This is a genomic window from Granulicella sp. dw_53 (assembly GCF_018449545.1).
Classification (GTDB): Bacteria; Acidobacteriota; Terriglobia; order Terriglobales; family Acidobacteriaceae; genus Edaphobacter.
Window position 1 is genome coordinate 17,214 of the sequence record NZ_JAAVUR010000001.1, and the last position, 11,689, is coordinate 28,902.

Consider the following 11,689-nt stretch of genomic DNA (forward strand, 5'->3'; position numbering starts at 1 on the left):
GACATGCGGGGCAGCCAGCAGGCTGATAACGATAGGGGTAGGTCACCTGGTCTTCGATGACATCTGGCGGTTTGCCTGGTGGTATGGAGTTTGGTCCTTGCTTTGAATGGTTCGAGGAGCATGGCATTCACCCCCAAACGCTGGTGTTTCTCGCAGATCTTAACGGCTCGTTACCTGAGACCGCTCCTCCTTATCCCGTCCTGTGGGCCTCTACCGGATGCCGGCGAGCCCCTTTGGCGAGGTGATCCCCATGCAGGCGGCCTAAGCCGATTGCTCCCCAGAGAGGATGGTGAAGCATGTTCATATCTACACAGATGGATCGGCGATCGGGAACCCAGGAGCGGGAGGCTGGGGCGCAGTCATCATCAGCGGAAAGAACAGAAGGGAACTGTCGGGGGCAAACCCGTGGACCACAATCTCCGAGATGGAGATCCTTGCCGCCGTTTAAGCTTTCTGATCGATACCTCGCGGTCAACAGGTGCTGCAGCGCTCAGACTCCCGCTACCTGATCGACGGAATGTGTTATCTGGCTTGCCGATGGCGCGAGTACGGCTGGAAAAACAGTCGCGGAGTTCGGCGCTCACAAGCACCCAGGGGCTGTCGCCCATCGTGCGCATTCTCGAACGCATCGGCCGGCAGATTCGCGCGCTTGGCGTGCCGGACGACCAACAGTGGGCGGCGGTCGGCGCGCTGATGGCTTACATCCTTGGCGTTAGCAGTCAAAACGCGGCCAACGGTCAGCTCGCTCGGAAGCAAGGGCTCGATCGAACCAGACTTTCTGGAGGTAGTATCGACCGCCTGGCGCAACTCGATCCGAAGGAGTACCCGTTTGCTCGCAGCGTAGCCGGACAGATACGGGACCACGACGACCGGATGGATTTTATCTCTGGAATCGATCTCATTCTCAAAGGCATCGACGGTCCACGGAGTAGCTCACGGCCTCAACGCAAACAGGCGTCTCGCACCGTGTAGACCGTGGCTTGCGTCAAGTGCTTTGGAGGCACTGTTGCTGCTGCCGCTGCATCTGTGGCCGACGAGGCGAAGGCTCGACTCGATCAATTCCGCAGGACGCTCGTGGATACGATGCAGGTCGGCACCGGGAGCAGCCTCTGCGCCGCCCTGAACTGCCAACCGAAGTGACACCGAACAGTTGATGGAGATCGCGCGTGGTCCGCGGCGTTTCAGGATCGGGTTTGAGCTTGCTGTTCTGGCCGGCGCATGCAAGGCGAAACCTACAGATCCGGTCCTCTTTTTACGTTTATAAGCGAGGAAGGATGTCCGCCAGCCCAACAGAGAGCGTCGCAGGCTGACAAGCACTAGTTTTGTCCTCTTCTCCTTTAGTTGGTTTCGGCACACGCAGAAGTATGGTGCAATCGACCGTGGGTGACCGTAATCGAACGTAATTTAGATATTGTGAGTTTCCAGACTCTGTAAGAGTACGAAAATAATGCGAAAGCAAGCATAACCCTAAGTCGTTGAGCGAAAAATTAGAGCGATTTGTCCAACGTTTTACTTGCCGCATTATTTTCGGTCGCGAATTAACACTGTGTATTCAGGTAGTATGTTGGCTGTCATTTCAGCAGCGTGCGAAGCCACATCGTGTTCTGGACTTCAAGGGTTACGCAGGATAACGTTTGCTTGAAACGGAGGCAAAGTGAAGAAGAACTTGCTGAATGGGATTCGTATGACTCGTCGTGAGGCGCTGATGTTATCCGCCTCAGCGGGCGTAGGCATAACGTTCGCTGAGCAACTGCATGCTCTGGATAGCACCAAAACGGCCGTACCTCAGCAGACGGGGAGTTGCGCCACTCCACAGAGCGCCGTCGCGAAGACAGAGTACGGTAAAGTTCGCGGCTATGTCAGCGGTGGCGTTTATACCTTCAAGGGTGTTCCCTACGGCCAGGACACAGCTGGAGAAAATCGCTGGCTGCCGGCCAAGAGGCCAACTCCCTGGACGGACGAGTATCCGGCCCTGGTGTATGGAGCAAACTGTCCTCAGACGCTGCACAATTACAAATCGATCGAGATGTCATTTCTCTACGATTGGGATGACGGCTACATGAGCGAGGACATGCTCAAGCTGAATATCTGGACGCCCAGTCTTTCCGGGAAGCGCCCTGTGATGGTGTACTTTCACGGGGGCGGATTCAGCTTCGGCTCCGCATACGAATTGCCCTCGCATGAGGGCGCCCAGATGGCCCGCAATCATGATGTCGTGCAGGTGTCTGTGAACCACAGGCTCAACATCCTGGGCTTTTTCGATCTCTCCGAGATCGGCGGTTCCTCTTACGAAGATTCAGTAAACGTCGGTATGATGGACCTCGTAGCCTCGCTTCGCTGGATACAAGAGAACATTGCGAATTTCGGCGGCGATCCCGACAAGGTCATGATCTATGGCCAGTCCGGCGGCGGCTCCAAGGTGACATGCCTTATGGGGATGCCTTCGGCTGCGGGGCTCATTCAACGGGCTGGAGTGCAGTCGGGCGGAGGCGGAAATATCCCGAGCGCGGAGCAGTCGAAGGAACTAGCACGTCAGGTGATGAAAGAGCTTGAGCTTGTGCCGAACGATATCGAGTCGTTGAAGAAGATGGAGTGGTCACGTCTCTTCGCGGCCGGCAATGCTGCTATTGCAAAGATCAATCCCGCGATCAGAGGCCTGAGCGGGCCGGGCTCGGCACCATCGGCGACCCCCAGGGTCGGTTGGTCGCCGACGGTGGATGGTCGCGCCGTAACGGTTCGATCGTTCTATGACACGGTTCCGGAGGTTTCGAAGAATGTCCCGATGCTTGTCGGCTCTGTGAGTGAAGAGGGCATGCAGTACAAGTTGAATCCAACAGAAGCTGAGTGGCAGGAGACGCTGACTAAAGCTTATGGCAACGAGAAGGCGGTTGCACTCATTGCCGCGATGAAGAAGGCGCATCCTGAAAAGAGCATCCGCACTCTGTCGTATGGTGTTCAGGGTTTGAATACGCGCAACAATGTACAGCGCATGGTGAAGCTAAAGCATGGGCAGGGGGGAGCGCCAGCATATCAATACTGGTTTACGTGGCAGTCGCCTATGCTCGACGGCGAATGTGGCGCGTGGCATACGGCTGAACTCGCGTTCTGCTTCGACAACACGAAGCGCTGCGAGCAGGGAACTGGGAATACACCTGAAGCCCAGGAGCTTGCGAAGAAAATGAGCACGGCATGGGCCAACTTTGCTCGCAGCGGAGATCCGAGCCAAGCCGGACTTTCATGGGCACCAAGTGATCCCGCGAGGTGCCAGACTATGGTCTTCGATAAGACATGCCGAATGGTGGACGATCCGGACGGAAGCGTCCGCAAGATACTGCTGAGCTAACGAACGTAATTGGAGAAACCAATGTGGAAAGAACGATTCGCGCTGACTTTATTGATGCAACTTGGCCTTGTATACGCAACTTGCCTGCCAGCTCAGGTTCAAACTCTGGTACCGGCTGTAGTTCCGGGAGCAAAGCCTGCAAAAGTAGAGTAGATAACTGTCCACGGCACCTCGCTTGAAGCAATTTAGAGGGCGATGTTGTCGATCGGCTGGTGATTGTTTACCTGCCTCGGAGCTATGCGACTGATAAGAAGCGCCACTATCTCGTGGTGTATGCCCTGCACGGTTATTCCATCGGAGCCGAACAGTGGAGTAAGGAGATTCACGTCCCGCAGACCATCGAAGGCGCGTTTGCCCAGGGCTCACAAGAGATGATTGTCGTGCTGCCAGACTCAAAGACGGTTCACAACGGTTCGATGTATTCGAGTTCGGTTACCTCCGGTGATTTCGAGCAGTTCATCGCGAAAGATGTAGTCGCCTACGTCGATGCACATTACAGAACGATTCCGAATCGAGCCAGCCGTGGGCTTGTTGGGCTTTGGCAGCCTATACATTATGAGTCCGTGTTGTCTGTCGGCGCGGAAAATAGGCCCTGGAGATCATCTTCACAGTCAGTCAGGATGGATATATGGGGACAGTTGGCAGTTCAGATCGCAAGATTTCTGTGTTAAGCCTGTTCCGGGCGTTCCAAAGCTGCCGGTTTGGGGTCTACTCCCAAAACGGAAAACCCACTCAATATCACGCACATTTGAGCGTTAAGGCGCAGTAGATCCGGCAGCTACCCATGACAACTGGAGTTGTCATGGGTTTAAATCGTTGAATGGCTTTACGTGATCGGCCTTGGTGTTTTTGAACCAATCTAGATGTTAGTCTTCGACCAAAACCTGACCTGAGAGGGTGGAGGCTTTGGATGAAGAAGAAGCGTTTTTCTGTGGAGCAGATAGTTGGGGTGTTGAAGCAAGCCGAAGTGGGTGTTCCTGGTGCCCTCGCTGATCCGCCGGAAGCCGAGATTCAGAGAGCGCTTTTGCTTTGGGAACTGGTCATGATCCGATTCTTAGGATGACTCAGGGACCAAATTTCAATTGTCGTTGCGGATAGCTGAGCCAAAAGATTTGCTGGCCGTGTCGTTTGGGCTGCGCTAAAATTCGGGCCAACTCTTGTTCACACAAAATCATCGCGCCCCACACGCGCGACAGGACGCCCCATGAGCATGTCTCTTCTACCAGCCGACATTCTTTATCTGCAACGGACGTGTGCCGTTTGCGGGTGCTATGCAGGTCCACTCGACGGCACATGGTCCCTCGACGTACAAACGGCCGAAGACAAACTGGCCGCACAGGCTGCCGAAATACGAGACGCCCTGGGCACCTTCGATGCCCGGACGGAAAAGAACATTGCCTCCCTCATAACCCCGGCGCAGCAGATCGCGCGACAGTTTATGAAGGCCGCATCCAGCTTCAACATGCGCGTTAGTATTCTGTCTGGAACCCGGACCTATGCTGAGCAGGACGCGCTCTACGCCATTGGCCGGACCGTTCAGCTCAGCTGTAAGCCCGTTACGAAAGCCAAGAGTGGCCGAAGCAACCATAATTTCGGGATAGCTTGGGACGTTGGTCTGTTTGACAGCAGCGGCCGCTACCTCGACGGGAAAAATAAGGGTGATGAAGACACGTACAAAGAATTCGCGTCGTTAATCAAGCAGCATATCGGAAATATCGAGTGGGACGGCGACTGGCGCACCTTTGTTGATTTGCCACACTAACAACTTGCCACCGGAAAATCCGCTGACCAGGTTCGCACGATTTTCGAGGCGGGAAAACCGTTCTCGTGAACGGCTTCCTCTTCAGGGCGGAACGACGGACCCGGAGCTTTTGGGCAGGATGTTTAGACCGGTCGATCGCTTTGTGCTTATTCTTGGGCTGGACAAAGATTGGCTTCAAACCTTAGGTGACGGGTATGACACCACTTCAGGTCTCAGGCGGAGCTACTCAGGACCACTTGATTCACTTCGGCGAAACCTATCCCATGCGCCGCGCAGGACAGCCAGCCGAGCTCGCAAGCATTGATGTGCAACTCGCGGCGAACGACGCCAGCTACACGACGGGCAATATCTATGGTGCGGGCGGAGGTGGAGGCCAGCCATAAGGTGCTCACATGGTTCTTGAAGCAATCATCCGCAGTGGTCATCACGGGCATCGTTGTGAGATGAGGTCAGCGACCTGTCTCAACGTATCAGCCTAAAATGTATGATCGTTGCGCGGCAATCCTGGTCGAGATAGTGTCTGGCCGTTAAGAACTGCGATCTCGGAGCCTTCGGCCAGAAGAACGTTGTCAGGCGCACGGCCTGTCAACGCAGCGAAACGCTCGCCGTACAGCATACCAAAGTCCGCATCGGTGGAGAAAGAACGCACAGAATACTGCTGCCACCGCGGATGCCGCACGGCATATTCCACAGTGTGTCCGCTGCGCTTTTTCGCGTAGCCCCAGTAGTGCTCGGTGATGAACTCCTCTACGGTGCCAGGCTCAATTGGGACGAGTTCCTTCTGTGCCGTCGATTCCATTCCGCACCAGTGCCCGTGGCTCTTCCAGCGATACGCGGTCTGCATTCCTTCATTAGTCTCGCTCCACACATGTTTCATAGACGCCACCACGTAACGCTCCCCATAGAGAGTATTGGCCACGAAGCTGATGGCCCGGAGCGGAACAATCTCACGGACAAAGACCACGCCCCGCCGCGCTTCGCCAGTCGGAAGAAGTCGGCGTACATAGAATCGCAGGTTCACTTCCTCGAAGTTTTGATGAAAGGGAATCCGAAAACCATTCAGCCGCACGTTGTGGAAGTAAAAGCCAATCAAGCTGACAAAACAGTGTCCATAGTAAAGATCAAGCTCCGTTCCAGCGGGAAGGTAGTCCATTAGCAGTTCTGGCGCGATAACATAGTTCGCCATGATCAAGCGACGCCACTCGGCTGTGAGAAAGGTGCTGCTCATATTAAATCCACTCCGGAATTAGATGCCTTGGAGACTCCCTCAAACTCGTGACTGGAGAAGAATTAAGCCACAGCTGGCCCATCTGCCCCCGAACAGCGTTCAGAAAGCCACGACCTGGCTACACATTGGACTTCAGTGGGGACACACCTCCCAGCGCGGGCCACCCTTGCGGAAGGGGCAGCATCAATTCGGGAGCTTACAGCTTAAGGTTTTCTCTTTGATCTCACGGAGTCATCGAGTCTGGTGGCGAGAGCAGGGAAGTCGGCGGTTGGACCGGGCCACTTCAATTGTTCAATCGACGTGAAAAGCGGAATATCGGTTCGCAACGTGGCAAGATCCCGGAACAAGAATGCCAGCTTCCGGTTCTGTGAAAGAGTGTCTGCGAGCGAACTTGGCCCCGCAAGGCTGAGTCCCCACTCACGCCAATCCTCGGGAATTTGTTCGAGACGGCCATAACGCGCAAGAACGGCACTGGCTGACTTCGCTCCCCACCCACGCAAGCCGGGGTAGCCATCTGCAGCATCTCCTGCCAGGGCCAGGTAGTCTGGAATGGAGGCCGGTGAAACGCCAAACTTCGCGATCACCCCCGCCTCGTCACGAACCAAACGTTTCCTGCGATCCAGTTGTACGATTCGGGCTCCTTCAACGCATTGTGAAAGATCTTTATCGGGGGTACAGATGAAAACCCGGTCTACCATTACATTCTTGGCAGCTAAGAACGCCGCTGACGCCAGGGCATCGTCAGCTTCGAACTCGACCATGGGCCAAATTACTATCTCCAGAGCGCCGAGAGCCTCTTCGAGCAATGGAAATTGGGCCAGCAGTTCGAGCTCGATTCCCGCTCCGGTTTATAACCTGGCCACATCTGATTCCGGAAAGATTCAATGACGTGGTCGGTGGCGACTCCTATATGAGTTGCGCCATCCTGGATCATTTTTGGCGTGCCTTTTCCCTCAACTGTGAGACGCGAGGGCAGGACAATCTATTGTCAAAGCGCGCTGTTACGAATGATTTTGATGCTCGAGAACGAGTGATCTATGGAGGTAATTATGACGAAAAGCCGGAAACGAACAGCTCTGTTACTACTGGCGATGGCGCCGGTGATCATTGCACCGTCGTTGGCGTGGCCACAGAGTGCCGGCTTGGTCCTGGAGGGTACGATAGTAGACACGGGGAGCCGCGATAGGCCGTCGTTGACCGTAAGCTTGGGAGTGAACTTGATGTCGTCCTGAATGTACGAGCCGACATACATCGCACCAGTCGGCTGTGTAGCACCGCCGCCCGGGAAACCGTACTTTGTTACAGACTCGTCCATTGATTACGGAAGAGCTCTTCATCGCGATTCATAGCCAGAGGTATACGTTCCTTGATCAAATCCAACCACGCCCTAGTTTTCGCGTCTAGAAAGTCTCACGACGGAATTAATGCAAAGACATTGAAATCCAAGGTGCGCCATTCTGGTAGACAGGGCAAGAGCTTGCCTTCCTGAAGAGCATCGATGAACGTAAAGGGTGGTAGCAGGATTATTCCTACTCCTCGGATCGCTGCGTCGATAAGCACATCAGGTGAATCACCTGTGATAGGACCAGTTAGTTCGACGTTGCAGGTCTCTGTTCCGTTCAGCAGATCCCACTGTCTCGGAGCAGAAGGATTGTTGAGTCGGAGACAAGAATGTTTAGATAAATCCTGAGGATGGAGCGGCATTCCATTGCGGGCGACATAACTTGGCGCGACGCATAGTAACGCGTAAACAACGCCGAGTTTTTGGACAATTTGATTTGAATCTGGCAACTGGCGTGAGATGTAGATGCCGACATCGACGCCGTGTCCAATCAGATCGGGCGTGTATTGACTGGTAATGTATTCGACAGACACTTTCGGGTATCGTTCCACAAACTCGGTGATTAGCGGTACCACATAGCGTTTACCAAAGTTCGCCATACACAATATTCGAAGATGTCCAACCGGCCCGGAGGTGATTTCTGAAGCATCCTCTTCAGATTCGGCGACTAACTGGAGGATATGTCTGCATTGAAGGACGTAACGCTTTCCGGCCTCGGTGAGTACGAGTTTGCGGGTCGTCCTTTGGAGGAGCTTCGTCTGTAGTCGCCTTTCCAGTAACGAAACCGTTCGTGAAACTAAAGCCGTCGTCAAATCCAGTTGCTCAGCCGCAGCAGTAAAACTTCCGGCATCAACAACACGCGTCAAGATCTGCACGGCATGCAGCAAGCCGTGATCCAGATTATTCCGCATCTCGTTAATACAATATCTCACTTAGAGCCATTTTTATGGGATGGGGCTACGCATATCGTGAGGAAGAAGTACGATCGAGATCGGTCATATGATCCTATGACAACTATTGCGGAAACCTCTAATGTTCATCTAGCTTCGTTCGTTGACTTCAGTGGCCGCGCGGTATCCTGAAGTGATGGCCCCTTGCATGAACGCAGGCGTTGCCGAGGTATGTTCCCCGGCGAAGTGGATTCGGCCCTCAGCGGATGCGACGGCCGGATACCACGAATACAGATCTCCGGGGCGCAGATCTGCAGCTGCTCCACAAGCGAATTTATCCAGTTGCCAGGAGTATGATGTGCTCTGTTCAAAATCTGGACTAAGACCCGGAAAGACCTTTCCGATGTAACTTGCGGCAAAGCGCAGTCTCTGTTCTGGACTCATACGGTCTAGTTCTTCGGCGACCTCTCCCTCTTGATATAACTGTAAAATTCCACGAGGCGAAGCCTGGTCCCAAGCGGGACTCCAGATTTCAGCCAAATCGGCTTGGACGAATCCGCTTAGTCCTTGCTGTTCCCAATATCTGGTCTTGGTCTGCAGTGCCACTTTGACCATCGACATGTAAGGCATCTCTCGAATAGCCTGCCGCTTCAATTGGCTAAAATGCGGCATCGATTCCAGGTTGCGGAGGACGGAGAAGGGAAGACTGCAGATAAGATAATCTGCCTCCAGGGAGTGGTATGTTCCATCTTGTAAGAAGGTCACACTTACACGGGATTCTTCTTCGGCAAAACTGACGACGCGTGATCCATAAATGATTCGATCAGCTAACCTATCGGCGATTGCTCTCGGAAGTAAATCGTTCCCGCCCTGAATCTTTTCCGTACGATTGAGATCGGTCGCCGCCAAGACGCGGAGTACATAAAGGGCAGAGGCTTTTTGGGTGAGAGCACCTGAAAGCAGCAGATCCGTGGCTGCTCGTGATGCCCCTTGACCGCGAAGGAATTCAGGGAGTGTATATTGGTCGAACTTTTGAAGAGAAGCGGGAGGCCAATCTGGAGCCGTGATATCACTGCTCGATCGAATGGTTCTAATTGCGGGAACAATATATCGTTCCGCAAGCTCAGCGAGTCCTAACCCCTGCTCTTCTCTCGATAGGTCGAAGTGTTGCGAAAGTCGGGTCGCAGGGGTGAGAGACACTTGCTGCCCCTGAATGGATACAAGTGTTGCCAACGATTCAGGCGCAAAAGGTATGGTCTTTAGCCCAAACTGTTGTATATACTTATAAGTCCATCGATGGTTGGCGGGTATGCGGCCTGCTCCAGCCTCGGTCGTGAGGCCATCCGAGAACGGAGATCGCAAGGTGTGAACCCGCCCTCCCGGGCGCATTTGTCCTTCCAGGATCGTGACATCATGGCCAGCGCGCATGAGTTCGAATCCCGCAACAAGACCGCTTAGGCCTGCCCCAATAATGAGGACGCGCTTTGCTTTTCCGCGGCGCTCGATAGGCGTATCGCTCGGAATCGTCTCCGCCGCTGTCGTATCAGCTGGAGGCGAAAAGAGTGCTTTGGCTCGTAGGACAGTTAAAATAGCTGGCATCGTTGTGAATGGTCTTGGCGTAGAGTTCATATCGTAAAATCTCCGTCATTGAATTTGACAGTCTCTATCTAGGAATCATGTCGGCTGATCGTTTAGAAATTGTTATGTAGTGAGGCGTGGTCAGAGCTCCGAATCAAGACACAACAGGCGATAAAGCGGGCCAAGGAACAGATAAATTGGTTCGCATACGTACTTAACGATCCAGACGAGGGGAGAGTAAAAAGGCAATTCGCCTTCGTTTCTAGTTCTGTCGCCGTGCTGTCTGTGAGGTTGAGATTGCCAAGAGCACAGCCGCTCCGACCTGTAGACCAGCCGCGGTGAGAGACAGGCTTTTAAAACCGGCTCTGGTGTAAATCGATCCGGCCAGCGCTGTTCCCAGCATGGCTCCAAGGTAAGTTGTCGCACTGTTAAGTCCGAGGATAGCTCCACGTTCCGTGGGTCTGGCGCGAGAGAGCTGCAGGACTATCATGTTGAGGCACAGATGAGCAGTAATTCCCCACAGTCCCGCCACGACCAGAATCGCTGTGAAGAAGTGTGTTGCGAAGGCCATCAGCCCATAGACGAAAGCGCTGAGGAGGAAGGTGATGGGGAAGAGAACGCGGGCTCCGATTCTGTCGACGAGACGGTTAGCAATGGCGCCCAATCCAACCCCCACCCCGTAGGCGAGCACTATCATGCCCGACTTTCCAGCGGAGATATTTAAGGTATGGCGGACTTGATCTGCAACAAAAGCGTAGACGCCATAGAAAGCTCCAGTGCAGGCGAGACATACGACGAGTACTACCGCGACGTCTGGATAGGCTAACAGCGTAAAGATACCGCTTCTACGCCGTGGCGCCGGAGCTACGGCTTTGTGGGCGGGCAGTAGCCAGGTTCCTACAGCGGATAAGGCGGCGCATGCAGCTAAGGCGATGTAAGAGAATCGCCATCCGAATCTCTGTGCAATCAAGGCCGAAACCGGGATGCCAGCTACCAGAGACAAGGACCATCCAAGGAGTACACGTCCGAGCGATCGCGCCTCTTCGCCGGGTTTTGCAACTACCGTAGCCATGGCGTAGCAGGAGGGCAGTGTCAAACCTGCGCCCAGACCTGCCAGCAATTGCGCGGAAGCGAGAAAATACGGGTATGAAGAGAAGGCACTGGCCAGCGTTGCGACAAACAAGGCGGCGGCGCCGAGAAGGAGCGATTTCCTCGCGCCAATTTTATCAATCAAAGGAGCTAGAAATAGGGCAGACGCCGCCGTGCCCCCACCATACGTCGACATGACCCGCGAGATCGCGAGAGTATTGGTGTGAAGCGATCTTGCCACATCGGGGAGTACGGGGCTGAGCATTAAGCCGTTCGAACCGACAACTCCCACGGTGAGCATCAGAACGAATGCTTGGAGTTCGGGCGTCAACTCTTGAATTCCATCTGGTTGAGGAACTCGTAGATTGTCGAAGCATCGTAATCAACCGCTATACCTATTTCTTTCATAGCATTTTTAGCCCTCTTATGTACTTTGACCCGACTGTGAGAGTCGATG

Annotated in this window: 11 protein-coding genes; 6 read left to right on the forward strand and 5 right to left on the reverse strand. The window is 54.2% G+C overall.

Annotation, left to right across the window (positions count from 1 at the left end; translation table 11 throughout):
* Window positions 1-537: 537 nt before the first annotated feature.
* The 6 genes from HB393_RS00090 to HB393_RS00115 all read left to right on the forward strand — a co-directional run bounded on the left by HB393_RS00090 (window position 538) and on the right by HB393_RS00115 (window position 5,488).
* Window positions 538-972 (forward strand): hypothetical protein, encoded by a 435-nt coding sequence (locus HB393_RS00090; RefSeq protein WP_213803114.1) that lies wholly within the window; start codon window positions 538-540, stop codon window positions 970-972.
* 682 nt (window positions 973-1,654) lie between these two features.
* Window positions 1,655-3,343 carry a carboxylesterase family protein gene (locus HB393_RS00095; RefSeq protein ID WP_345944947.1) on the forward strand — a complete coding sequence of 563 codons (1,689 nt, stop codon included), beginning with the start codon at window positions 1,655-1,657 and terminating at the stop codon, window positions 3,341-3,343.
* Window positions 3,344-3,555: 212 nt separating this feature from the next.
* Window positions 3,556-4,014: an alpha/beta hydrolase-fold protein gene (locus HB393_RS24985; protein ID WP_345944948.1), complete on the forward strand. Its 459-nt coding sequence runs from the start codon at window positions 3,556-3,558 to the stop codon at window positions 4,012-4,014.
* Window positions 4,015-4,253: 239 nt separating this feature from the next.
* A complete protein-coding gene (locus HB393_RS00105) occupies window positions 4,254-4,406 on the forward strand; it encodes a hypothetical protein (protein WP_213803674.1) in 153 nt (50 codons plus the stop codon).
* Between the two features lie 141 nt (window positions 4,407-4,547).
* A complete protein-coding gene (locus tag HB393_RS00110) occupies window positions 4,548-5,105 on the forward strand; it encodes a M15 family metallopeptidase (protein WP_213803115.1) in 558 nt (185 codons plus the stop codon).
* A gap of 194 nt (window positions 5,106-5,299) precedes the next feature.
* Window positions 5,300-5,488 carry a hypothetical protein gene (locus HB393_RS00115; RefSeq protein ID WP_213803116.1) on the forward strand — a complete coding sequence of 63 codons (189 nt, stop codon included), beginning with the start codon at window positions 5,300-5,302 and terminating at the stop codon, window positions 5,486-5,488.
* Window positions 5,489-5,580: 92 nt separating this feature from the next.
* Here the strand turns inward: HB393_RS00115 and HB393_RS00120 are convergent, their stop codons facing one another.
* The 5 genes from HB393_RS00120 to HB393_RS00140 form a co-directional block, all read right to left on the reverse strand.
* On the reverse strand, window positions 5,581-6,333 hold the full coding sequence (locus tag HB393_RS00120; RefSeq protein ID WP_213803117.1) for a DUF2071 domain-containing protein: 753 nt from the start codon (window positions 6,331-6,333) through the stop codon (window positions 5,581-5,583).
* Window positions 6,334-6,536: 203 nt separating this feature from the next.
* The gene (locus HB393_RS00125; RefSeq protein WP_255550689.1) at window positions 6,537-7,139 is read right to left on the reverse strand and encodes a 5'-3' exonuclease H3TH domain-containing protein; all 603 of its coding nucleotides are present in this window, start codon (window positions 7,137-7,139) and stop codon (window positions 6,537-6,539) included.
* 604 nt (window positions 7,140-7,743) lie between these two features.
* Entirely contained in the window at window positions 7,744-8,586 is an 843-nt protein-coding gene (locus HB393_RS00130; protein WP_213803118.1) for a LysR family transcriptional regulator, read from the reverse strand.
* Window positions 8,587-8,715: 129 nt separating this feature from the next.
* A complete protein-coding gene (locus HB393_RS00135) occupies window positions 8,716-10,194 on the reverse strand; it encodes an FAD-dependent oxidoreductase (protein ID WP_275951529.1) in 1,479 nt (492 codons plus the stop codon).
* A 211-nt stretch (window positions 10,195-10,405) separates the two neighbouring features.
* Window positions 10,406-11,563 (reverse strand): MFS transporter, encoded by a 1,158-nt coding sequence (locus HB393_RS00140; RefSeq protein WP_213803119.1) that lies wholly within the window; start codon window positions 11,561-11,563, stop codon window positions 10,406-10,408.
* Window positions 11,564-11,689 lie beyond the last annotated feature (126 nt).